This window comes from Paractinoplanes durhamensis (assembly GCF_016862175.1).
GTDB lineage: Bacteria > Actinomycetota > Actinomycetes > Mycobacteriales > Micromonosporaceae > Actinoplanes > Actinoplanes durhamensis.
Genome location: NZ_BOML01000061.1, coordinates 1 through 21,692 on the forward strand (window position 1 = coordinate 1; position 21,692 = coordinate 21,692).

A 21,692-nucleotide genomic window follows, 5' to 3' on the forward strand; every position below is an offset into this window, starting at 1 on the left:
GTCGGCCGCCCGCGTCGCGGCGGCCTCGGTCTCCGCCCGCGCGGCGACCGCCTTGGCCTCGTCGCTCCCGCTTTCCGCGGCCGGCACCTCCGCCGCCCGCTCCGCGTTGGGCAACGCCTGCGTTTCGGATGCGCTTGCGGCGGCGGCCGCACGGTCCGAGTCGGTCAACGGCTGTGTTTCGGACGCGCTCGCGGCGGCGGCCGCACGGTCCGTGATCGTGACGGACTGGGTTGTCGCGGCCATCCGGTCGGCCTCGCGGCGGGCTTCCTCCGCCTGCCGGGCCTCGTCGGCCCGTCGTCGCTCCTCCGCGAGCCGGGACTCCTCCGCCTGCCAGGCCTCCTGCGCCACCCGCGCCTCCTCGGCGCGCCGCTTCTCCTCGGCCTTGCGGGTCTCCTCGGCGCGCGCTTCCTCGGCCCGTCGCGCCTCTTCGGCCCGGCGGGCCTCCTCGACCCGCGCTTCTTCCGCCCGGCGGGCCTCCTCTGCCAGCCGTCGTTCTTCCGCGTACGCCTTCGCGTGCTCCCGGATCGCCGACGTCTCGGCCCCGGCCCGTTCCAGCCAGGTCTCCCAGCGCTGCTGCATCGGCCGGATCAGCCCGCCGCCGACCCCGACGATCACCACTCCGGCGACCATCGCGAGCACCGCGATGAGCAGCGGCTGCGTCACCGAGGTGGCGATCTGCACCTGGTCGAGCGCCGCGATCACGCCGAGCGCCACGATCACGACGGCGACCACCCTGGCCAGCAACCGGCCGTAGGCGAGCCCGCCGAGTGCGCTGACGATCAGGTCGTGCACGGCCCCGGCGATGGCCGCGGCCACCACCACGATCACGATCGCCACGAACGCTCGCGGCAGCCAGGCGATCAGGGCGGTGAGCAGGTCACTGACCGGGTTCGGCCCCCAGATGCCGAAGGCCAGCTGCAGCGCGAACAGCATCACCGCGTAGAAGACGATCTTCGAGCAGAGATCGGTGGCACTGATCTTGGCGCCCTCGAGGGCACGGCCGACCGCGCCGCGGGACACCGCCCGATCGAAGCCGGCCTTCCGCAGCCCCTTGGCCACCACGGTGCGCAACAACCGCGCGACCACGTAGCCGACCACCAGGATCACGATGAAGGCCAGCGCGCTGGGAAGGAACAACAGCACCGAACGCCACATGTCGCTGAGCCCCTGGCCCAGCCCGTTCCCGGTCATCGAACGCTCCCTGGTTTCTGGCGGGCCGGCACACACCGGCCCTGTGACCATAGGACGAAACGAACGATTCCGCCCGTCGGGCACCAGCCGCCCAGACAAACCCACCGCAAGCTTCAAACCACGACACCGCCCGCAGAGGCCCCCGTCGCGAGTTCCGCCCCGACCCAACCCGCCAACAGCGGCAGCGACCCCGAGCTACGCCCTCGGGTGTTCCGCAGCGGCATGACGGCCCGCCGAGACCCCACCCCAGGCCCTCTTCCAGCAGCGACGCCGGCTAACCCGGACGGCACCAGGGGCCGCCTTCCGCAGCGCGCGGATTCAGGACCCCGATTTCCTTGATGTCGGGGTCTCGTGCGTGCGGCGAGACCCCGACTTCCTGAATCTCGGGGCCTCGTGCGTGCGACGAGACCCCGATCTCCTGAATCTCGGGGCCTCGTGCGTGCGACGAGACCCCGATCTCCTGAATCTCGGCCTCGCAAGCGAGGGGGAGACCCCAACTTCCGCGAAGTCGGTAGCCCGCCCCGGACCAAGACGCGAGGCCCGGCGCCCGAAGGCCAGAAGCCGAAACCCCGGGCCGCGACAGCGGACCGGAGACCGGAGGGACTCGGTCAGCCGGCTGGGGAGTGCTTTATCGGGTCCAGGGCTGGGGAACGGTGGCTGCCGGGCAGGGCCGGGGCGGAGGTCGGCTTCGCGGTGGGGGCGGTCGCCGGGGTGATGCGCAACTCGGCGGCGCGGTTGGTCACCGCGTAGCCGGTGCCGCCGGCCACCACCACGGCGGCGGCCGCCAGAGCAATGATCGCGGCCCGGCGACGGCGGCGGCCTCGCGGCGTCACCTGCGCGTGATAGCGGGGCGCGGACAGATCGATCAAGGGTTCCGCGTCGGTCACGGCGGCGACCTTACGTGAGCGAAACAAGTATTTGCCAAGCTCACCCGGTGGCTGAGCGTGAACGGGACCAAACCGTCCCGTCAAGAATCGGACGGTCGGACGGCAGGGCATCGTCCGAATGGCCGAGTCGGGCTACGCTTTTGGCTATGGCCGGGACGGGTGGGGTGAGCCCTTCGCAGACGCCCACGCTGCCGTCGCAGCTGGGGGCGATGCCGCTTGCCCGATCCGGGTGCGCCGAGCTGGTCCGCGATCTTGCCTGGGAGCACACCGAGCTGGGCCCGCGCGACCGCTGGGACCCGGCGGTCGCCGCCACCGTCGACCTGGTGCTGGCGTCGCCGATGCCGATGGCGTTCAGCTTCGGCGACGACTTCGTGATGATCTACAACGATGCGTATGCGGATCTGATCGGCACCCTGCACCCGGCCGCGCTCGGCCACCCGGCCGCCGAGGCATTCGGCGAGATCTGGCAGTCGCCGGGCATCGGCGGCGTGATCGAGGATGTCTACCGCAGCGGCCAGCCGTTCCTCGAGCCGGAGACGCAGCTGACCGTGGTGCGCGCCGAGGGCGCCCGCCCCGAGCAGTCGTTCTTCACCCGCGGCCACTCGGTGGTGCGCGACTCGCACGGCGCCGTCGCCGGCGTGTTCACGGTGGCGGCCGAGACCACCCAGGTGACCCGCCGCCTGCAAAATCTGGGCGACCTGACCTCCCGCCTGGCGGTGGCGCTGACCATCGACGACGTCGCCCGGGTGGTGCTGGGCTACGCCCTCACCTCGTTCGACGTCGACCACTGCGTCTTCGCCGTCGACGACGGCAACCTCTTCCGCGGGGTGCGCCGCGTCCGCGGCGAGATGCTCGACGAGGCCGACGAGCGGCTGCCCCCGGTGTGGAAGGCGCTGTCCGACGACCCGCACGCCCCGGTGGTCGCGGCGGCCCGGTCCGGCCGGCCGTCGTTCGTGCCGGACGGCGAGCCGCTGCGGGCGGTGGCGACCGATCGGCACGAGCGGCGCATCCGCGCCCTGGCCGTGCTTCCGTTGCGGACCGCCTCGCTGACCGGTGCGCTGAGCATCGGCTACCGGAGCGCGCACACCTGGCTGCCGGCCGAGCGCGCCCTGCTGAACGCGGTGGCCCAGCTGGTGGCGCAGGCGGCCGAGCGGGCCCGCCGGTTCGAGGCACAGCACGGCACGGCCCAGTTGCTGCAGCGCAGCATGCTGCCGGAGCACCTGCCCGAGCTGGAGCGGTTCCGCATCGCGGCCCGCTACGACGTGGGCGTGGACGGCAACGCGGCGGGCGGCGACTTCTACGACGCGTTCCGGCTCGCCGACGGCCGGCTGGCGATGGTGCTCGGCGATGTGGCGGGGCACGACGTGCGGGCGGCCGCGGTGATGGGCCAGGTCCGGGCGGCGTTGCGGGCGCTGGCGCTGACCGACGCCGACCCGCCGGGCGTGCTGGCCGGGCTCGACCGGCTGGTCACCTCGCTGGGTGCCGAGTCGCGCAACGAGGAGATCTTCGTGACCGTCGTCTACGGGGTGCTCGACCCGCACGACGGCACGATCACGCTGGCCAGCGCGGGCCATCCGCCGCCGGTGCTGCGCCGGGCCGGGGTGGCCGGCGAGCCGCCGACGGCCGAGCTGGTCAAGGTGCCGCCGGGTGCGCCGCTGGGCCTGGGCGGCCGGTGGCAGACCGGGCTGGTGCGGCTCGAACCGGGCGATTCGATCCTGATGTTCAGCGACGGTGTGGTGGAGCGACGTGGCCACGCGCTCAACGACGGCCTGGATGCGCTGGTCGCGGTGGCCGCGGCGGCGGCCAGCGGCGACCCGCGAAATCTGTGCTCGCTGGCCACGGCCGCGGTGCCGGGTCCGACCGACGACGACGTGGCGGTGCTCGCGGTGGAGCGGGCGGTCGCGCTGAGCCGGTCGGCCACGATGCTGGTGGCGGCCGAGCCGACCGGGCCGAGCCGGGTGCGGCAGTGGATGACCACCCGCCTGCGCGAGTGGACGGTGCCGGAGCAGGTGATCGGTTCGGCGATCCTGTGCACCAGCGAGCTGACCACCAATGCGCTGCTGCACGCGGGCACCCCGGCGCAGGTGCACATCGACCTGAACGCCGAGCGGGTGCTGGTCTCGGTGGCCGACACCGGCACCCGGGGCAGCGTGATGCGGGCGCACACCGACGCGATGAGCAGCCGTGGGCGCGGCCTCAGCCTGATCGAGGAGCTGAGCGATTCGTGGGGCACCGACCCGTCGGTGCGCGGCTCCACGGTGTGGTTCGAGATCCTGCTTCCGTCCACTTCGGACCGATCACCAGTTTAACAGTCGCGTTACATCAGACTTCTCGAACGATTACTCCACGTAGCCGAAACACCCTCTAAAACGGGCATTGAACCCCAGGGTAGTGACGAAGCGTATTGGGTGCCGTAGGGTGACATTCAAATCGGGGCATCCACGTGGGAGCGGCACATGCGGATCAGAGGCTTTGCGCCATCGACCCCCTGCTGGGCGGAATTGTCCACATCGGACCACGGCCGCGCGGCCAGGTTCTATGCGGACCTGCTGGGCTGGGAGATCGACGGCGATCGGTTCCTGCTGGACGGCCGGCCAGTGGCCGGTATCGCTCCGAGCCGGCCGGATCGACCGGAGGGATGGCTCACCTATCTCGCCGCCCCCGATCTGGAATACACGATCGAGCGCGTCCAGGCGGCGTACGGCCGGGTCCTGGTCCGCCCGGAGGAACGACCGGGCGCGCGCAGCGCGGTCGTCGCCGACTCGTCCGGCGCCATCTTCGGCCTGTGGCAGGCGGCCGGTTTCGCCGGCGCCCAGCTGCGCGGCGAGCCGGGCACGATGGCCTGGTCGGATCTGCTGACCGACGGGGTCGGGCAGGCGACGGCGTTCTACGGCTCGGTGTTCGGCTGGTCGCTGACGCACGAGTTCGGCAGTGGCGAATGGCTGACGGAAGCGCACGACTCGGTGGCCGGGCTGATCACCGGGCGGTACGACTTCCGCTGGCAGCCGTCATTCCAGGTGGCCGACTGCCCCGAGCTGGTCGATCACGTGGCCCGGCTGGGCGGCCGGGTGATGGCCGGCCCGGTCGAGATGGGCCTGGGCAAGTACGTCGAGATCGTCGACCCGCTGGGCTCGCCGTTCGCGATCACCGCGCCGGTGTATCGCCCGGTCGAGCTGTCGGTGGCGTACAACAACGTGACCGGCATGGAGCTCACGTACGGCGGCTGAAAGAACTCGGGAAGGGCCGGCGCATCTCGCGCCGGCCCTTCTTTTTGCCGGTCGTGTCAACCGGGGTTGACGCGACCGAGGGTGTCAACGTAAGTTGACAGCATGACTGAGGCAACCGACCTCGCCGCCGCTGCCGGCAGCACCGATCCACGGGTCGGCCTGCGGGCGGTCGTGGCGCTGCGCCGCCTGCTCGAGGGTCTCGAGCATCTACAGGTGGCCAACGCACGCCGCAACGGCTGGTCCTGGCAGGAGATCGCCGACGCGCTCGACGTGACCCGCCAGGGCGTTCACAAGAAGCACGCACACCTGATGCCGGCGCACGACCCACGGGAGGACTGAGATGTTCGAGAGGTTCACATCCGCCGCGCGGGCCACCGTCGTCGGCGCCCAGGAAGAGGCCCGCACGCTGCACGCCGCCCGGATCGGCACCGAGCACGTGCTGATCTCGATGCTCCACGACCCGGACGGCGCCGTCACCCGGCTGCTGGCCGAGCACGACCTCGACGCGGAGACCGTCCGGCAGGACGTGCAGCGGCTGATGGGCGCGACCGACTCACCCGACCTGACCTTCTTCACCGACGCCGACGCGGAGGACGCGGCCGCCCTCAAGGCCATCGGCATCGACCTCGACAAGGTGCGCGCCGCCATCGAGGAGAGCTTCGGCGCCGGGGCGCTGCGGCTGCCGAAACCGGCCCCGAAGAAGCGGGGCCTCTTCGGCAAGCTCTACGCCACCGGCGGCCACATCCCGTTCTCACCGCGGGCCAAGAAGGTGCTGGAGCTGTCGCTGCGCGAGGCGATCCGGCTCCACCAGAATTTCATCGCCAACGAGCACCTCGTGCTCGGCATGCTGCGCGAGGGCAAGGGCCTGGCCGCCCGGATCCTCGCCGACCACCAGGTCGACGCGGCGGCACTGCGCACCGACCTGGAGAAGTCGCTGAAGGACCAGGCCGCCTAATCGCGGTAGTAGATGCGCAGCTGATGGCCGCTGGCGGTGTGGTGCCACCCGACATCGCCGATGGTCTCGATGCCGGGCCGGCGCCCCAGCCAGTCGGCGGCCATCGCGAACGCCTCGGCCGGGGTCTGCCCGACGAAGGAGACCCGCCGCTCCCAGTCCTCGACCACCGCCGGGCCCGGTGGCTCGCGCCGCGCGATCGCGCTGACCACCGCGAGCGGGCCGACCCGGCGGCCGTTGCGGACCGCCTGGACGAACCAGTCGTTGACGTCCTCATCGTGCTCGACCGCCCAGCCGTCGAACCGGTCCACGTCGTTCGCGATCGCGTTGCGGGCACAGTCCAGCGCGGCTTCCAGGGTGGCGAGCTCGATGTCCTCGCCGTTGTACTCCACCCGAAACGCCATGCCGCCCCCAGCCAGCACCATCGACCCCACCCGGGCAGGTCACTCCGGGCGGGCCGAAACTGCCGATGATGATAATGGAGGAGTCGGGGTTCGTCCTGTGATGATTCAGTCGGTGTGCGGGAGCCGACCGGCCGGCACCACGCCCAGGCGGCCCTTCTTGAAGTCCTCGAAGGCCTGGGCCAGCTCCTCGCGGGTGTTCATCACGAACGGGCCGTAGTGGGCCACCGGCTCGCGGATCGGGCGGCCACCCATGATGAACAGCTCCATGGCCGGGATGTTCGAGTCCTGGGTCGGGTCGGCCTCGACCCGGATCGCGTCGCCGGCGCCGTGCGCGGCCAGCTGGCCGATCGTGATCGGGCGGCGCTCCACGCCGACCGTGCCGCGGCCGGCCAGCACGTAGACCAGCGCGTTGTAGTCGGCCTGCCAGGGCAGGTCGAGCCGGGCGCCGGGCTGCAGGGTGACGTGCGCCAGGTTGATCGGGGTGAAGGTGGAGCCGGGGCCGGCGTGCCCGGCAACCTCGCCCGCGATGATCCGGATCAGGCTGCCGCCGTCCGGCGAGGTCAGCAGCGCCGACTCCCGGCCGCGGATGTCCTGATATTTCGGGGTGATCATCTTGGCGGCGCGCGGCAGGTTGACCCACAGCTGCAGGCCGTGGAAGAGGCCGCCGCTGGTGACCAGGTGCTCGGGCGGCGCCTCGATGTGCAGGATGCCCTGGCCGGCCGTCATCCACTGGGTGTCGCCGTTGGTGATCGTGCCGCCGCCACCGAGCGAGTCCTGGTGGTCCATGATCCCGTCGATCATGTAGGTGACCGTCTCGAAGCCGCGGTGCGGGTGCCACGGCGTGCCCTTGGGCTCGCCCGGCGCGTAGTCGACCTCGCCCATCTGGTCGAGGTGGATGAACGGGTCGAGCTCGTTCATCGGCACGCCGGCGAAGGCCCGGCGGACCGGGAAGCCCTCGCCCTCGTAGCCGGACGGTGCGGTGGTGAGGCGGCGAACCGGTCGGAAACTCGTGGTCGCGTCGCCCAGCTCGGGCAGCCGCGGCAGGACCAATACGTCGTCGACAGTGATGGCGGGCATCTCAGGCCTTCCCTACTTTGTCGAAAACCCGGGCGATGACGTCGAGCTCGTCGGGGTCGAGCCGGTCGATGAACCGGTCCCGGACGGTGATCAGGTGCAGCGGCGCCGCCTGCTCGAGGGCGGTCAGGCCGGCGGCGGTGAGGACGGCTTCCTGGCCGCGGCCGTCCTCGGGACAGGGCTGCTTGAGCACGAGCCCCCGCTTGACCATGGAGTTGATCTGGTAGGTGACCCGGCTCGGCGAGAAGACCAGCCGACCGGCCAGCTCCCCCATCCGCAGCCGGTGCGCGGGCGCTTCGGAAAGCACCACGAGCACGTGGTAATCGTTCATGCTGAGGCCGGTCGCGGCGCGCAGTTCGTCCTCGAGGTGCGTGTGCAGGGCCCACGAGCTCTCGATGAACGTGCGCCAGGCGCGCTGTTGGGTGTCGCTCAGCGGTTCGGCCATGCCCACACGGTAACTCTTTCAAATCTGAAATAACAAGTGCTGTCGGTCACGGGTTCTCGGCCAGCACCCGCTTCAGCACCGCCTCGAACTGCGCCGGCTGATCGAACATCGACCGGTGCCCGGCGTTCTTGAGCGTCACGATCTCCTTGCGCGGCGCCTGCAGCGCCGAGAACCACAGGTTGAGGTCACGCACGCGAGCGGGCACCTCACGGTCTCCGGCCACAAAATAGGTGGGTACGCCGAGGGCGGGCACCTGGGCCCGGAAGTCGATGTTGCGCACCTGCGGGTAGAAGGCGTCGAACGAGTCGAGGAAGCCGGCGAGCACGTGCACCTTGTCGAGCAGGCCCAGCTCCGGCGCCTGCGCGTTGACCAGCAGCGCCTCGCCGTTGTCCGTCCCGTACACCGCGTCCTCGTTGGTGATCATCGGTTCGTAGCCGTAGATATTCGAATACGGCGGGCGGCCGACCTGCGTCAGTCTCGTGACCAGCGCGGTGTTGCCCGCCGAGCGGGCCCAGGCGAGCGTGTCGTCGTATTGTGTGCGGTCGCTCGCCGTCGGGTTCGCGACCTGGCCGACCCCGACGTAGGCGGCGAACAGCGCCGGCGAATCCTGCACCGCGAGGGTCGCGCCGATCGTGCCGCCGGAGTGCGCCACCAGGTAGAGCTTGTCGCGCCGGAACCGGGCCAGAAGGTAGTCGGTGACCGCCAGGACGTTGCGCCGCTCGTCGTCGATGGTGAAGGTCGGGACCGGGTCGAGCGCGCCGAACGACCGCCCGCCGCCGCGCCGGTCCATGGTCACCACCACGAACGTCCGCTCCAGCGCGGCCAGCCGCTGCCGCATGGCGGCCAGCTCCGAGCCGCCCGGGGCGCCGGGCACGAACAACAGCAACGGCGCGTCGGCGCGAGCGCCTCGGATCATCAGGCCGAGCTTTCCGGCGTACGCAAGCTCGGAGATGCCGCCGGAGATCGGCGTGACCCGCCCGGGAAGCGCGACCCCCACCCCGGTGATCAGGACGGCCACCGCGAAGATGCCCGTCACGAAGCGCCCCACCCACCGCCAGGGGCTGCGGCTTCGCCGCTGGGAGCCGGCGCCGTAGGCGGCGCCGACCGCCATCGGCAGCAGCGCGAGCACGACGAAGAGGCCACGCCCGACGATCAGCGCGAGAAGGCCGAGGTTTGTCGGCCGTGGGTAGTCGACCGTCGGCCCGGTGAGACCGACCCGGGTGATCTCGCCGGCCACCGTGAAGAAGACCGGCGCCAGCACGATCGCCCAGCGGGACCGGGTGATCCGCCCGGCCAGCACCCCGACCACGACGCTGATCAGCAGGATCGCGATCGCGTCGATCGGGAAGATCGGCCCACGCGGCCGCCAGAAGCCGGCCAGGACACCCCAGACCAGCGCCGGAAGCAGACCCACGCCGCGGACCATGCTGGGACGCTAGTGGATATTGCGGGTGCTCCGCTGCCCCTGTCCGGTTAACGTCCGTGCCATGATTGCGCGCCAAGCAGGGCCCGATGACGCCGGTGAGCTGGTCCGGCTACGCGCGGTGATGCTGCGCAGCATGAACCCGGCGGAGTGGTCCGACGGCTGGCGGGAACCGGCCCGGCAGGCGTTGATCGCCCGGTTGTCCGCAGCGGACGATCCGACGATGGCCGCGTTCGTGGTCGACCGCCCGGACGGCACCGGCCTGGCCTCCTGCGTGCTCGGCACGATCGAGACCCGGCTGGGCAACCCCGGCGATCCGACCGGCCGCTCGGGCTACGTCTTCAGCGTCGCCACCGACCCCGACCTGCGCCGGCGCGGCTACAGCCGGCAGTGCATGACCGCCCTGCTGGCGTGGTTCCGCACGCGGGGCATCCGCAAGGTCGACCTGCGGGCCTCGGCCGACGGCGAGCCGCTCTACCGCTCGCTGGGTTTCGTCCGCACCTCCGAGCCGGCGATGCGGCTACGCCTTTGACCAGGGCCCTGATGATCTGCCGGCGATGCCGCTACGTCCTGCACTTCTACGACAAGCACAGCATTTTCGACTTCGACTGACAGTGATCAGCGGGAATGCATTCGGGGCCATCCCACGGCATTGATGATCTAACTGAGATGTCGCGCTGACCTGGGGTTATGCGGTTGGCGCGGCATTTTTGCCGATGGGCCGGGCGTAAGGGGCGATTGGTGCACCGACGCTGATCTAATGTGTCCGGCATGGCACAGATCGAGCGTTTAGCGGACCTGGTCGTCCGGGCCGGCGTCAATGTCCAGCCTGGTCAGGGCGTCGTCGTCGACAGCGACACCGCGCACCTGGAGATCGCCCGGGCCGTGGTCGAGGCCGCCTATCGGGCCGGCGCCGGCTGGGTCGAGGTCAACTTCACCGACGGGCCGATGCAGCGGTCCGCGTTCGACCATGCCAGCGTCGAGTCGCTCTCGGTGAGCCGGCCGTGGGCCCTCGCCCGGATCGAGGAGTGGCGGGCGGCCGGCGTCGCGTCGATCGGCCTGGTCGGTGATGCCAACCCGCGGCTGTTCGACGGTGCCGACCCGGCCAAGGTGGCGGCCCGGCGGATCGAGGAAGTGCGGATCCGGCGCGACGCCATGTTCGGCGGCGGTATGCGCTGGTCGGTCGTCGCCGCACCCAACCCGGGCTGGGCCACCCAGATCTTCGGCGAGCCCGACGTGGAACGGCTCTGGGAAGCGGTGAGCACCGCGATGCGGCTCGACTCGGCCGACCCGGCCGCCGAGTGGCAGGCGCGGGCGGCCACCCTCAACACCCGGGCCAAGCAGCTCGACGCGCTCGAACTGACCGAGGTCCGCTACTTCGGCGAGGGCACCGACCTGACCGTGGGGCTGCCGCCGCAGGCCCGCTGGACCGGCGGCGGCCTGATCGACAACGACGGCATCGTCTACATGCCGAACCTCCCCACCGAGGAGGTGTTCACCAGCCCCGACCTGCGGCGCGCCGACGGCACGATGCGGGTGACCCGGCCGATGGTGATCGCCGGGCAGCTGATCACCGGGCTGCGGGTGACGTTCAAGGGCGGGCGGATCACCGAGGTGTGGGCGGACGAGGGCGGCGACGTGATCCGCGCCCAGATCGACGCCGACGCCGGTGCCCGCTACCTGGGCGAGGTGTCGCTGGTCGACAAGGAGAGCCGGATCGCGAAGGCCGGCATCGTCTTCCAGAACACGCTCTACGACGAGAACGCCGGCTGTCACGTCGCGTGGGGGCAGAGCTTCCCGTGGTCGGTCGAGGGCGGCATGCAGATGACCCCGGAGCAGCGCACCGCGGTCGGCCTGAACAGCTCGGGCGTGCACACCGACGTGGTGATCGGCGGCGACGGCATCAACGTCACCGGCACCGGCCCGCGCGGCACCGTCGAGATCATCCGCGCCGACGAGTGGGTGCTCTGAGAGGGCCTGATGGCGGCCTACGACGAGATTGCCGACTGGTACGAGAACGAGTTCCTGCCGGCCTCGACGCCCGGTGACCCGATCGGCATCCGGGCGTCGCTGGCCGAGTTGCTGGGCGAGGGCGACGAGTTGTGCCTCGAACTCGGCTGCGGCACCGGGGTGCACGCCGCCCAGCTGCGCGAACTCGGATGGCGGCCGGTCGGGGTCGATCTCTCGGCGGGCATGTTGGCGTACGCCGACAATCGGCTGCCGGTCGCCCGGGGTGACGCCGCCCGCCTGCCGATTGCCGACGCTGCGCTCGGCGCGGTTGTCGCGATGATGGTGCACACCGACATGCCGGATTATCCGGCCGTGCTGCGGGAGGCCGCCCGGGTGCTGCGGCCCGGCGGGACGTTCGTGCATGTCGGGGTGCACCCGGCGTTCTGCGGCGGCTTCGCCGACCGCACCGATCCGGAGGCGGTGGTCATTCGCCGCGGATACCTGGACGGTTACTGGACCAAGGACTCGTGGACGACCCAGGGGTTACGCAATCGGGTCGGTGCCACGCATCTGCCGTTGCCGGCGCTGTTGCGGGCGTTCCTGGACGCCGGGCTGCAGCTGACCGGCTTCGCCGAGGGTGGCAGCCCGGTGCCCACCACCCTGTCGATCTCAGCGATCCGGACATGAGGGGCGGTCAGGACATGAAGAGCATTCCGGTCACGCCCAGCACGACCAGCAGAAGGAGCACGATGAGGAGGCCCTTCTCGGCGGAGGCGGCGTCGGTGGCTTCGGCGATGGGAGTCGTGGCGAGCGGCTCGCTGCTCATGGGCTGATCCCTCCGGAAGGCGAGCGGGCACCTTTCAAGGTGCGCCCGCTGGTCAAGCGGCATAGCGTTGAGGTCGTCGTTGACCTCGAAAGGGCTACTTTGCGGTGGATTGGTTCCTGACTGAGCAGGAGCGCGGCAACCCGAGCTCCTCCATACCCACGTGGTGCGCGGGAAACACGGCCGAACCGCTTATTCACGGAATAACGTATTTTGACCGGCTGGTGTCCGAGGTGGAAAGTCTCCGCGAGGGTGACTACCTCTTCTTTACGGACTGGCGCGGCGATCCGGATGAACGGATGCGTGCCGATGGTCCAACCGTCGCCGAACTGTTCGGGGCGGCGGCCAAGCGCGGGGTGATCGTCAAGGGCTTGCTGTGGCGGTCCCATATGGACAAGTTCGCCTACAGCGAGGAAGAGAACCGCAGCCTGAGCGACGACATCGCGGCGGCCGGCGGCGAGGTGCTGCTCGACCAGCGGGTCCGGCGCGGCGGATCACACCACCAGAAACTGGTCTTATTGCGGCATCCCGGGCGGCCGGAGCTGGACATCGCGTTCGCCGGCGGCATCGACCTGTGCCACAGCCGCCGGGACACCGCCGAGCACCACGGTGATCCGCAGGCGGTGCAGATGTCGGCCGCGTACGGGAAGAATCCGCCCTGGCACGACGTGCAGCTCGCGCTGCGCGGGCCGGTGGTCGGCGCTCTCGATCTGTGTTTCCGGGAGCGCTGGACCGATCCGACCCCGCTCGACCAGCACGGCCCGATCTCCACCGCGGTCGACCGGCTGAAGCATGCCGACCAGCACGCCGACGAACTCCCGCCACAGCCACCGGACCCGCCTGAGGTCGGATCACTGAATATCCAGGTTTTGCGGACATACCCGGCGATGCGGCCGCCCTATCGGTTCGCGCCGATGGGCGAGCGGACCGTGGCTCGCGGCTACACCAAGGCCATCCGGAACGCCCGGCACCTCATCTATCTGGAGGATCAATACCTCTGGTCCACCGAGGTGGCCGAGCTGTTCGCCGCGGCGTTGCGGGCCAACCCGGGGCTGCACCTGATCGCGGTCGTCCCGCGGCACCCGGACGTCGACGGGCGGTTCGCCCTGCCGCCCAACGAGGTCGGCCGGGAAGAGGCGATCAACCTGTGCCGGAGGGCCGCCCCCGAGCGGGTGCACGTCTTCGACCTGGAGAACCACGCGGGCACCCCGGTCTACGTGCACGCCAAGGTGTGCGTGATCGACGACGTGTGGTGCAGCGTCGGCAGCGACAACTTCAACCGCCGGTCCTGGACGCACGACAGCGAGCTGTCCTGCGCGGTCCTCGACGAGACCCGCGACGAGCGGGCGCCGGCCGCCTGGGGGCCGCGCCGGTTCGCGCGCGATCTGCGGCTCGCGCTGACCCGCGAGCACCTCGACCGGGGCGACGACGACACGGCGCTGATCGACCCGCTCGATGTCGTCCGCGAGATGACCACGACCGCCGACCGGTTGCAGTCCTGGAAGGACGGTGGCCGCAAAGGGCCGCGGCCGCCCGGCCGGGTCTTCCCGCATCAGACCAAGCGGCTGCCCTGGTACCAGCGGGTCTGGGCGGTTCCGGCGTACCGGCTGGCCTACGACCCGGACGGGCGCCCGTGGCGAGCTCGCCGCAAGGGCACCTGGTGAGACACGGTCAGACCCGCCAGCTGACCGGCACCCAGATCGGGGCGCGCGGATCGCCGGCCAGGTCGAGGGTGATGTGCCAGGAACCCATCGGCGGGCGGTCGGCGGCCGCCCAGCGGTCCAGGATGCGGCCGGCCGCCACCGCGTAGGCGGCGGCCTCGTCACCGCCGGCCCAGACGCTGCCGTCGGCCGGGATCACCGCGCCGCCGGAGCGGGCGCCGTCGAGCAGGGCCAGGCAGCTCTGCCGGTGGCCGGGGATGGCGGCGTGCGAGGCGCGACGGTTCCAGGCGCCGGCCGCATACCAGAGGTCGCGGTAGGCGACGTCGCTCAGCTCCGGGTCGAAACGGGCCGGGGCGTACGGCGTCAGCTCGGCCATCGCCGCGGCCGGGCTCGGGAAGGCATCCGGGAAGGTGGCGCTCAGCGGGCCGGAAGCCTGCATGAAACCGGCGCCGCACACCGCCCGGGCGGTCACCGGCGGGCCGCTCACGCGCAGCACCGGGTGGGTGCCCGCGTGCACGACCGGGGCCAGCACGAAACCGCCCGGATCGAGCTGGTCGAGCCAGTGCGGGGAGATGCCGGTGACCCCGACGGTGGCGACCACCCGGTCGAAGCGCTCCCCCGGGCAGCCGGTGTAGCCGTCGGCGTGCTCGACGCGGACCCCCGCAACTCCGGCCCGGGTCAACGCCGTGCGCGCCCGGGCCGCCACGTCCTCCTGTGCGTCGATGCTGGTGACCGTCGCCCCGAGCGAAGCGAGAAGGGCGGCGTTGTAGCCGGTGCCCGCGCCCACCTCGAGAATCCGCAGGCCCGGCGTCACCGCCAGCGCCTCGATCATGATCGCCATCAGCGACGGCTGGCTCGACGAACTGGTCGGGGTCTTGCCGTCCATCTTGGTCACGAGCACGTCGTTGCGGTAGACGGTGGGCAGGAAGTCGGGGTCGGCGGGCCGCACCCAGCTGCCGTCGCGGCGCTGGAACCCGTCGGGCACGAAGGCCTCGCGCGGCACCGACGTGAACGCGGCGGCCAGCTCCGGCGAGAGCTCGACGCCGTCCTTCCGGATCTGGTCCAGAAACTCCCCGCGCGTTCCGGTCATGCCCTCACAGTAGGGCGGCGGCGAGGCTTTCCGGGACGTCGCGGGCATGATAGGGCCATTCGGATGGCTCGATACGGTCGAGGAAGTCGGCGTAGGCGACGGCGTTGCGCAACGCCGCTACCGGCCGTAACAGCTCGACCGCACGCTGCGGCCGGCTGCCGGGCACGCTCTTCGCCCAGCGGTACGCCCACGCATCGAGCACCGGCTCCGGGTCGTCGAGGTCGTCGGTGAGCCGCAGGATGTCGAACGCCGGGTTGCCGACGATGCAGTCGCCCCAGTCCAGGATCGTGAGGTGGCCGGCGGCGTCGGTCCGGACGTTGCCGGGGTACAGGTCGCCGTGCACGAGCGTGTCCGGGAGTCCGCACTCGTCAGCGGCGGCCAGGCGCGCCGGCAGGTCGTCGACCAGTGCGGCCAGTCCGTCGATCTTGTCGAAGTAGGGTTCGGCGACATTTCGGACACGCTTTGGATCGAATCTTCCTTTTATTTCGGACAAATCGGATTTGGCCAGCGCGGTCTGCGCGGGGTGGAAAGCCTCCGCGATCCGGTCGCACAGCTCAGGTCCGGCGCCGTAGCGGTCCTCCCCCTTGACGTGCGGGAGCAGCATCCGGCCCTCGGCGCCGACGGCGATCACCGGCGGGACCAGGTCGGGCGCCACCTCCGCGACCAGGGCGAGGGCGGCCGGCTCGTGCGCGAAGAACGACGGGACCTGCTTCAGCCAGGCGACCGGCTCGCCGTCGCTGCCGTCGAAGCGCCAGATCGACGACAGGTTCCAGGTGCGCCGCTGGTGAGCGGTCACCGGCCGGTCCAGCGCCGCGCGGGCCCAGGCCACCGATGCGGTCGGCCCACCGGCCTCGGCGTAGGCGGCGCGGTGCGGATGCGGAGCGAGATCGACCTCGGCGGGGAGCAGGCCGCCGGGCCGGTCGGACGTTTCGGACAGGTAGGTCACGTGGCCGCCGGGCGGGCCGGGCTCGTCGCCGTGCAGGAGCCGCAGCACCGGGCGGTCCTCGCGGCCGAACTCGCTCACGTCCTGCCACCAGGGCGCCGCCACCTCGAACGGCGGCAGCTGCCCGAGCAACGCGCCGGACGGATCGACGACGACCAGTGTCACGGTTCGGTTCACGACCGCGACCGTAACGTACGGCGGATACCGTGCGAGGCGTGAGTGAGATCGCCTGCCTTCTCGGCTTCGACGTGACCGAACCGGCCGAACTGGTCCTGCAGATCGCGGTGCCGTCCCCGCTGACCGAGACCCTCTCGGTCGACGCCGTCGAGCTGCCCGGCCGCCAGCACTACCTGCGCGCCGAGCCGGGCAAACTCATCGTCGAATACCGGGCCACGGTCGGCCCGCAGCCCGCCCCGGCGCCGGTCACCGCGTTCGACCGGATCGTGGCGATGCGGCCGAGCCGCTACTGCCCGTCGGACCGGGTGACCGGGTTCGCCGCCACCCAGTTCGGCTCGATCGGCGACCCGACCGCGACGGTCCGAGCGATCACCGAGTGGGTGTTCGAGCACCTGGCCTACACGGTCGGCAGCAGCGGCCCGACCACCGACGCGATCGACACGCTGCTGACCGGCGCGGGCGTCTGCCGCGACTACGCCCACCTGGTCGCCACCCTGTGCCGGGCGCTGGACATCCCGGCCCGGGTCGCCGCCGTCTACGCCCCCGGCCTGTCCCCGATGGACTTCCACCTGGTCGTCGAGACCGCCCTGGACGGCGAGTGGCGGGTGTGGGATGCGACCCGGCTCGCGCCCCGCCAGACCCTGATCCGGATCGCGACCGGCCGGGACGCCGCCGACACCGCGCTGGCCACCACGCTCTCCGGGATGCTGACCATGCCGGAGATGACGGTCCTGGCGATCGCCGACGGCGACCTGCCGATCGACGATCACGTCGCCCTGGTGTCGCTGGGCGAGGCCGCGGTTTAGATCTTGTCCGGCCGACGTGATCTGGTGAACATCAACGCCGTCTAGGGTCGAGGAATGGTCGATCTCGTGTTGCGGTCCCGCCGCGTCGTCACTCCCGCCGGGGTCGTCCCGGCCGCCGTCTCGATCGCCGGGGAGCGGATCGTCGCGGTCGGGGCGTACGACGCGCCGGTCGAGGCCGGCCTGGAGCTGGACCTGGGTGACTCGGCGTTGCTGCCGGGGCTGGTCGACACGCATGTGCACGTGAACGAACCGGGCCGGACCGAGTGGGAGGGGTTCGCGACCGCCACCCGGGCGGCGGCGGCCGGCGGCGTCACCACGATCATCGACATGCCGCTGAACAGCCTGCCGCCGACGGTCGACACCGAGGCGTTGAAGATCAAGCAGGCGGCCGCGAGTGGGCAGATCCACGTGGACGTCGGCTTCTGGGGTGGCGCCATCCCCGGCAACGCCGGCAAACTGCCCGACCTGCACGCGGCCGGGGTTTTCGGCTTCAAGGCGTTCCTCGCCGACTCGGGCGTCCCCGAATTCCCGCCGCTGTCGGCGGCCGAGCTGGCCACCGCGCTCGACACGGTCGACGCCCTGTTCGTCGTGCACGCCGAGGACCCGGACCACCTGCACGACGCGGCCTCCTCGGCCGCCTACGCCGACTTCCTCGCCTCCCGGCCGGCCGAGGCCGAGCACGCCGCCATCGCCACCGCGATCGCGGCCGCCCGCGCCTCCGGGCGGCGGGTGCACATCCTGCATCTCTCGGCGGCCGGGGCGCTCCCGCTGATCGCGGCGGCCAAGGCCGACGGCGTCCGGGTCACCGCCGAGACCTGCCCGCACTACCTGACCCTCGACGCCGGCTCGATCCCGGACGGCGCCACCGAGTTCAAGTGCTGCCCGCCGATCCGGGACGCGGCCAACGCCGACCAGCTGTGGCGGGCGCTCGCCGACGGGCTGATCACCTGCGTGGTCAGCGACCACTCGCCCTGCACGCCCGAGCTGAAGCGGCAGGACACCGGCGACTTCGCGGCGGCCTGGGGTGGCATCGCCTCGGTGCAGCTGGGCCTGCCGGTGATCTGGACCGCGGCCCGGGAGCGTGGCTACGGCCTGGCCGACGTGGTGGACTGGATGGCGCGGCGGCCCGCCGACCTGGCCGGGCTGTCCCGCAAGGGCCGGATCGACGTCGGTGCCGACGCCGACCTGGTGGTGTTCGACCCGGACGACACGTTCACGGTCGACCCGCATCGGCTGCACCACAAGAACCCGGTCACCCCGTACGCCGGAAAGCAGTTGCACGGCGTGGTCCACGCGACCTGGCTGCGCGGACGCAGGGTGACCGGCGACGAGGCCGGCGGCGCGTTCCTGAGCCGAGAGGACTGACCGTGGAGGACTTCAGCACCAAGCCCGACCTGGCGTCGCGGGCCCTCGGCGGCGGTGTCGTCTTCGCCAACGACGAGTTCTTCGCGGCCGCGGATCACCTGGTCATGCCGGAGCCGCCGACGTTCGCACCGCGGACGTTCGACCACAAGGGCCAGGTCTACGACGGCTGGGAGACCCGCCGGCGGCGCTCCCCCGGCCAGGACGTGGCGATCGTCCGGCTCGGCGCGCCCGGCGTCATCCACGGCGTCGACGTCGACACCGCGTTCTTCACCGGCAACTACCCGCCGTACGCATCGGTGGACGCCCTCGCCGTCGACGGCTACCCCAGCCCGGCCGCGCTGCAGGCCGCCACCTGGGTGCCGATCGTGGGGAAGTCCCCCCTCGACGGCGACACCCGCAACCTCTTCCCGGTGCACGACGGCCGCCGCTTCACCCACGTGCGCCTCACCATCTTCCCCGACGGCGGGGTGGCCCGGCTGCGCGTGCACGGCGACGTGGTGCCCGACCCGACGATGCTGCCGGACGTGTTCGACGTGGCCGCGCTGGTCAACGGCGGGCACATCACCGGCTGCAGCAACATGTTCTACGGCCGTCCGCACAACATGCTCCAGCCCGGCCTGGCCCGGCACATGGGCGACGGCTGGGAGACCGCCCGCCGCCGCGTCGCCGGCAACGAATGGGCCGAGATCACCCTGGCCGCGCCGACCCAGGTCGAATTCGTCGACCTCGACACCACCCATTTCAAAGGCAATGCGCCCGGCTCGGCATCGCTGCGCGGCTCCCTCGCGGGCGGCCCGTGGTTCGACATCCTGCCGGCCGCCGCGCTCACCCCGGACACCCCGCACCGCTTTCCGGTCCGCCCCGGCCAGGCCGCCGACCGCGTGCGACTCGACATCATTCCGGACGGCGGCATGGCGCGCCTGCGCGTCATCGGCCGCCCCGACCGCAACGTCCTCGAGGAAAACTTCCGCCGCCACGTCGAGAACCGATAAACCTTCAAGAAGTTCGTTGAGTACGCCTTTTCGGGCCGGACAACCGCAGCATTCGCGAACCCCGCCTCCGGCGGCTGCCGCCCGCGATCTCGGCGGGCGGCAGCCGCCGTTGCGCGCCTTTCGCATGAGCGTTCGTTCCGGTCGGCCCCGGCCGCCCGCTCAGCCCGATGGCCCGTGAGCCGGGTTCGTGACCTTGCGGTTGGCCCGCCCCGGCGCGCGTACCTCTGGATGGTTTGAGGTTGCCTTTGCTCTTACTCGCTCCCGTATACTCGTCGGCGAGTATAGGAGGGCGAGTGGCGAAGCGGCGCAAGGTCGGCAACCCGATGGCGCTCGGGGTGCTGTCGGTGGTGGCGTTCCGCCCGATGCACCCCTATGAGATGGCCGCCGCCCTGAAAGGCTGGGGCAAGGAGCGCGACCTGCAGATCAAGTGGGGTTCGCTCTACACCGTCGTCGGCAACCTGGCCAAGCACGGGTTCCTCGCCTCGTCTCCGAGTGAACGCGCAGGTAAGCGCCCCGAGCGCACCGTCTACCGCATCACCGACGCCGGTCGGGCCGAGCTGGCCGACTGGACCAGGGAGCTGCTCTCCACCGCCGAACCGGAGTCGCCACGCTTCCGGGGCGGCCTCTCGGTGATGTCGGTGCTCTCCCCCGACGAGGTGGTGACGCTGCTGCAACAGCGTCTCGACGCCGTCGGCCGGGAGATCGCGGCCACCGAGGCCATCCTCGCCGAGTACGGCCCGACGGTGCCGCGGTTGTTCCTCGTCGAGGTGGAGTACGACCGGGCGATGCTCGAGGCCGAGGCCGCGTGGATGCGGTCGCTGGTCGCCGAGCTGGAAACCGGCACGCTGCCCGGTCTCGACGACTGGCGGCGGTTCCACGAGACCGGCCAGGCCCCCGCGGAGATCATCAAGCTCGCGGAGGACGCCATCGGCTGAAGCGTCCCGGCGACCTGCTGCAACAGGCCGCCGGGACAAAACCCTCGATCCGAGCGGGAAGGCCCGATCCGAAGGCGGCAATCTGAAGGATACGGCCTACCTCCCGCGACGGTTTTCGCAGCACAACCTGTCCAGGAGGACAAAATGGCACGTGTACGCACGGTCGCCGTGATCGGCGGCGGCATCGCCGGCCCGGTCGCGGCCCTCGCCCTACGTAAGGCCGGCATCGAGGCCACCGTCTACGAGGCCTATCCCCATCCGGCCCACGGCATCGGCGGCACCATCGCCATCGCCCCGAACGGCATGGCCGCCCTCGACATCGTCGGCGTAAGCGAACCGGCCGCCGCGGTCTCGTGGCCGGTCCACCGCCAGATGATGACCGTCGGCAGGACGCGGCTCGAGTTGCCCGCCCTCGCCGGGGTCGGCCCGCTGCAGGTGATCCACCGCAGCGATCTCTACCGGATCCTCGCCGCCGACGCGCCGATCGAGTACGGCAGGCGCCTGGTCGCCGCGGTCCAGGGGCCGGGCGGCGTGACCGCCACGTTCGCCGACGGCACCGAGGTCCAGGCCGACATCCTGATCGGCGCCGACGGCGTGCACTCCACCGTCCGCGGCCTGATCGACCCGGGCGCGCCCGGCCCGCACTACACCGGGATGATCGCCGTCGAGGGCCAGTCCCCGGCCACCGTGCCGGAGGAGGCCGGGACCATGGTGTTCGCCTTCGGCAAGAAGGGCTTTTACCTGTACGGTCCGGCACTCGGCGGCGGCACCACGTTCGGCGTCAACCTGCCGCATCGGCCGCTCACCATCGCCGAGGCCCGCGCGATCCCCCCGGCGCAGTGGAAGAACACCCTGCTGGAGATCTACGGCGAGGACTCCCCCGGCGGCGACCTGATCCGGGCGCTGCCCGCCGACGAGCTGACCGTCAACGGCGCGCTGCACATCATGCCGCCGGTGCCGCACTGGTACCGCGGCCGGATGGTGCTGGCCGGCGACGCCGTGCACGCGCCGTCCAACAGCTCCGGTCAGGGCGCGTCGCTCGCCATCGAGAGCGCGATCGAGCTGGCCCGGTGCCTGCGCGACATCCCGGACATCGAGGCGGCGTTCGCACAGTACGAACGGTTGCGGCGCCGCCGGGTGGAGAAGGTGGCCGCCCGGGCCGCCAAGACCAACAGCATCAAGGCACCGGGGCCGATCGGAAAGGCACTCATGCCGGTGGTCATGCGGGTGTTCATGAAGCTCGCCATGAAGCCGGAGAAGACCATCGGCCCGGAGCAGCGCTACCGCATCGACTGGGCCCGGCCGCTCTGACCGGGACGGCTCGGCGCCGGCACGCACCGGCGCCGA

The 21,692-nt window shown here is 71.4% G+C and carries 23 protein-coding genes; 14 read left to right on the forward strand and 9 right to left on the reverse strand.

The annotated features are described in order from the left end of the window. Together Adu01nite_RS49180 and Adu01nite_RS38210 are read right to left on the reverse strand one after the other, a co-directional pair. Positions 1–1,191, reverse strand: a 1,191-nt coding sequence (locus Adu01nite_RS49180; protein WP_203734209.1) for a mechanosensitive ion channel family protein, incomplete at its 3' end; no start/stop codon positions are given. Between the two features lie 608 nt (positions 1,192–1,799). Continuing rightward, complete coding sequence (locus tag Adu01nite_RS38210) at positions 1,800–2,078, reverse strand: hypothetical protein (protein ID WP_203734210.1); 279 nt, start codon at positions 2,076–2,078, stop codon at positions 1,800–1,802. 146 nt (positions 2,079–2,224) lie between these two features. On the opposite strand from Adu01nite_RS38210, the gene Adu01nite_RS38215 reads away from it, so the two are divergent. The 4 genes from Adu01nite_RS38215 (at position 2,225) to Adu01nite_RS38230 (ending at position 6,260) form a co-directional block, all read left to right on the forward strand. Next, positions 2,225–4,387 carry an ATP-binding SpoIIE family protein phosphatase gene (locus Adu01nite_RS38215; protein ID WP_203734211.1) on the forward strand — a complete coding sequence of 721 codons (2,163 nt, stop codon included), beginning with the start codon at positions 2,225–2,227 and terminating at the stop codon, positions 4,385–4,387. Between the two features lie 192 nt (positions 4,388–4,579). Continuing rightward, positions 4,580–5,305 (forward strand): VOC family protein, encoded by a 726-nt coding sequence (locus Adu01nite_RS38220; RefSeq protein ID WP_239133019.1) that lies wholly within the window; start codon positions 4,580–4,582, stop codon positions 5,303–5,305. A gap of 102 nt (positions 5,306–5,407) precedes the next feature. Next, positions 5,408–5,644, forward strand: coding sequence for a helix-turn-helix domain-containing protein (locus Adu01nite_RS38225; RefSeq protein ID WP_203734213.1), 237 nt, complete (start codon positions 5,408–5,410; stop codon positions 5,642–5,644). 1 nt (position 5,645) lies between these two features. Then, positions 5,646–6,260 carry a Clp protease N-terminal domain-containing protein gene (locus Adu01nite_RS38230; protein WP_203734214.1) on the forward strand — a complete coding sequence of 205 codons (615 nt, stop codon included), beginning with the start codon at positions 5,646–5,648 and terminating at the stop codon, positions 6,258–6,260. On the opposite strand, the gene Adu01nite_RS38235 is transcribed toward Adu01nite_RS38230, so the two are convergent. The 4 genes from Adu01nite_RS38235 to Adu01nite_RS38250 form a co-directional block, all read right to left on the reverse strand. Then, positions 6,257–6,682 carry a hypothetical protein gene (locus tag Adu01nite_RS38235; protein WP_239133020.1) on the reverse strand — a complete coding sequence of 142 codons (426 nt, stop codon included), beginning with the start codon at positions 6,680–6,682 and terminating at the stop codon, positions 6,257–6,259. The two genes, Adu01nite_RS38230 and Adu01nite_RS38235, sit on opposite strands and share 4 nt — an antisense overlap. Positions 6,683–6,766: 84 nt before the next feature. Beyond that, positions 6,767–7,738 (reverse strand): pirin family protein, encoded by a 972-nt coding sequence (locus Adu01nite_RS38240; protein ID WP_203734215.1) that lies wholly within the window; start codon positions 7,736–7,738, stop codon positions 6,767–6,769. A gap of 1 nt (position 7,739) precedes the next feature. Next, positions 7,740–8,180 (reverse strand): MarR family winged helix-turn-helix transcriptional regulator, encoded by a 441-nt coding sequence (locus tag Adu01nite_RS38245; RefSeq protein WP_203734216.1) that lies wholly within the window; start codon positions 8,178–8,180, stop codon positions 7,740–7,742. Between the two features lie 46 nt (positions 8,181–8,226). Further along, positions 8,227–9,606 (reverse strand): alpha/beta fold hydrolase, encoded by a 1,380-nt coding sequence (locus tag Adu01nite_RS38250; protein ID WP_203734217.1) that lies wholly within the window; start codon positions 9,604–9,606, stop codon positions 8,227–8,229. Positions 9,607–9,667: 61 nt separating this feature from the next. Between Adu01nite_RS38250 and Adu01nite_RS38255 the strand changes: the two genes are divergently transcribed. The 4 genes from Adu01nite_RS38255 (at position 9,668) to Adu01nite_RS38265 (ending at position 12,240) form a co-directional block, all read left to right on the forward strand. Then, positions 9,668–10,135, forward strand: coding sequence for a GNAT family N-acetyltransferase (locus Adu01nite_RS38255; RefSeq protein ID WP_239133021.1), 468 nt, complete (start codon positions 9,668–9,670; stop codon positions 10,133–10,135). Next, on the forward strand, positions 10,132–10,215 hold the full coding sequence (locus Adu01nite_RS49245; RefSeq protein ID WP_498371279.1) for a hypothetical protein: 84 nt from the start codon (positions 10,132–10,134) through the stop codon (positions 10,213–10,215). The genes Adu01nite_RS38255 and Adu01nite_RS49245 overlap by 4 nt, the downstream gene beginning before the upstream one ends. Positions 10,216–10,374: 159 nt before the next feature. Beyond that, positions 10,375–11,574, forward strand: a complete 1,200-nt coding sequence (locus Adu01nite_RS38260; protein WP_203734218.1) for an aminopeptidase — start codon at positions 10,375–10,377, stop codon at positions 11,572–11,574. Positions 11,575–11,583: 9 nt separating this feature from the next. Continuing rightward, positions 11,584–12,240 (forward strand): class I SAM-dependent methyltransferase, encoded by a 657-nt coding sequence (locus tag Adu01nite_RS38265; protein WP_203734219.1) that lies wholly within the window; start codon positions 11,584–11,586, stop codon positions 12,238–12,240. A gap of 7 nt (positions 12,241–12,247) precedes the next feature. Here Adu01nite_RS38265 and Adu01nite_RS48650 read toward each other — a convergent pair whose 3' ends face one another. Further along, positions 12,248–12,379 carry a hypothetical protein gene (locus Adu01nite_RS48650; RefSeq protein ID WP_275414751.1) on the reverse strand — a complete coding sequence of 44 codons (132 nt, stop codon included), beginning with the start codon at positions 12,377–12,379 and terminating at the stop codon, positions 12,248–12,250. Positions 12,380–12,675: 296 nt separating this feature from the next. Here Adu01nite_RS48650 and Adu01nite_RS38270 point away from each other — a divergent pair, with 296 nt between their 5' ends. Continuing rightward, positions 12,676–14,040, forward strand: a complete 1,365-nt coding sequence (locus Adu01nite_RS38270) for a phospholipase D family protein (protein WP_239133022.1) — start codon at positions 12,676–12,678, stop codon at positions 14,038–14,040. Positions 14,041–14,047: 7 nt separating this feature from the next. Here Adu01nite_RS38270 and Adu01nite_RS38275 read toward each other — a convergent pair whose 3' ends face one another. Continuing rightward, positions 14,048–15,127, reverse strand: coding sequence for a protein-L-isoaspartate O-methyltransferase family protein (locus Adu01nite_RS38275; RefSeq protein WP_203734221.1), 1,080 nt, complete (start codon positions 15,125–15,127; stop codon positions 14,048–14,050). A 4-nt stretch (positions 15,128–15,131) separates the two neighbouring features. Then, positions 15,132–16,247 (reverse strand): phosphotransferase family protein, encoded by a 1,116-nt coding sequence (locus Adu01nite_RS38280; protein ID WP_203734222.1) that lies wholly within the window; start codon positions 16,245–16,247, stop codon positions 15,132–15,134. 38 nt (positions 16,248–16,285) lie between these two features. Here Adu01nite_RS38280 and Adu01nite_RS38285 point away from each other — a divergent pair, with 38 nt between their 5' ends. From Adu01nite_RS38285 to Adu01nite_RS38305, 5 genes are all read left to right on the forward strand, one after another. Further along, positions 16,286–17,053, forward strand: coding sequence for a transglutaminase-like domain-containing protein (locus Adu01nite_RS38285; protein WP_239133023.1), 768 nt, complete (start codon positions 16,286–16,288; stop codon positions 17,051–17,053). 54 nt (positions 17,054–17,107) lie between these two features. Further along, positions 17,108–18,418 carry an allantoinase AllB gene (gene allB / locus Adu01nite_RS38290; protein WP_203734223.1) on the forward strand — a complete coding sequence of 437 codons (1,311 nt, stop codon included), beginning with the start codon at positions 17,108–17,110 and terminating at the stop codon, positions 18,416–18,418. A gap of 2 nt (positions 18,419–18,420) precedes the next feature. After that, positions 18,421–19,410, forward strand: coding sequence for an allantoicase (alc, locus tag Adu01nite_RS38295; protein ID WP_203734224.1), 990 nt, complete (start codon positions 18,421–18,423; stop codon positions 19,408–19,410). 293 nt (positions 19,411–19,703) lie between these two features. After that, positions 19,704–20,345: a PadR family transcriptional regulator gene (locus Adu01nite_RS38300; RefSeq protein ID WP_203734225.1), complete on the forward strand. Its 642-nt coding sequence runs from the start codon at positions 19,704–19,706 to the stop codon at positions 20,343–20,345. Positions 20,346–20,489: 144 nt separating this feature from the next. Then, positions 20,490–21,656 carry an FAD-dependent oxidoreductase gene (locus Adu01nite_RS38305; protein WP_203734226.1) on the forward strand — a complete coding sequence of 389 codons (1,167 nt, stop codon included), beginning with the start codon at positions 20,490–20,492 and terminating at the stop codon, positions 21,654–21,656. Positions 21,657–21,692 lie beyond the last annotated feature (36 nt).

Bases quoted from the DNA above. Each gene is read 5' to 3' on its own strand.
- Adu01nite_RS38215 (WP_203734211.1), top strand. From the start codon at position 2,225: ATGGCCGGGACGGGTGGGGTGAGCCCTTCGCAGACGCCCACGCTGCCG.
- Adu01nite_RS38225 (WP_203734213.1), top strand. From the start codon at position 5,408: ATGACTGAGGCAACCGACCTCGCCGCCGCTGCCGGCAGCACCGATCCA.
- Adu01nite_RS38230 (WP_203734214.1), top strand. From the start codon at position 5,646: ATGTTCGAGAGGTTCACATCCGCCGCGCGGGCCACCGTCGTCGGCGCC.
- Adu01nite_RS38235 (WP_239133020.1), bottom strand. From the start codon at position 6,682: ATGGTGCTGGCTGGGGGCGGCATGGCGTTTCGGGTGGAGTACAACGGC.
- Adu01nite_RS38240 (WP_203734215.1), bottom strand. From the start codon at position 7,738: ATGCCCGCCATCACTGTCGACGACGTATTGGTCCTGCCGCGGCTGCCC.
- Adu01nite_RS38245 (WP_203734216.1), bottom strand. From the start codon at position 8,180: ATGGCCGAACCGCTGAGCGACACCCAACAGCGCGCCTGGCGCACGTTC.
- Adu01nite_RS38250 (WP_203734217.1), bottom strand. From the start codon at position 9,606: ATGGTCCGCGGCGTGGGTCTGCTTCCGGCGCTGGTCTGGGGTGTCCTG.
- Adu01nite_RS38255 (WP_239133021.1), top strand. From the start codon at position 9,668: ATGATTGCGCGCCAAGCAGGGCCCGATGACGCCGGTGAGCTGGTCCGG.
- Adu01nite_RS38260 (WP_203734218.1), top strand. From the start codon at position 10,375: ATGGCACAGATCGAGCGTTTAGCGGACCTGGTCGTCCGGGCCGGCGTC.
- Adu01nite_RS38265 (WP_203734219.1), top strand. From the start codon at position 11,584: ATGGCGGCCTACGACGAGATTGCCGACTGGTACGAGAACGAGTTCCTG.
- Adu01nite_RS48650 (WP_275414751.1), bottom strand. From the start codon at position 12,379: ATGAGCAGCGAGCCGCTCGCCACGACTCCCATCGCCGAAGCCACCGAC.
- Adu01nite_RS38270 (WP_239133022.1), top strand. From the start codon at position 12,676: ATGCGTGCCGATGGTCCAACCGTCGCCGAACTGTTCGGGGCGGCGGCC.
- Adu01nite_RS38275 (WP_203734221.1), bottom strand. From the start codon at position 15,127: ATGACCGGAACGCGCGGGGAGTTTCTGGACCAGATCCGGAAGGACGGC.
- allB (WP_203734223.1), top strand. From the start codon at position 17,108: ATGGTCGATCTCGTGTTGCGGTCCCGCCGCGTCGTCACTCCCGCCGGG.
- Adu01nite_RS38305 (WP_203734226.1), top strand. From the start codon at position 20,490: ATGGCACGTGTACGCACGGTCGCCGTGATCGGCGGCGGCATCGCCGGC.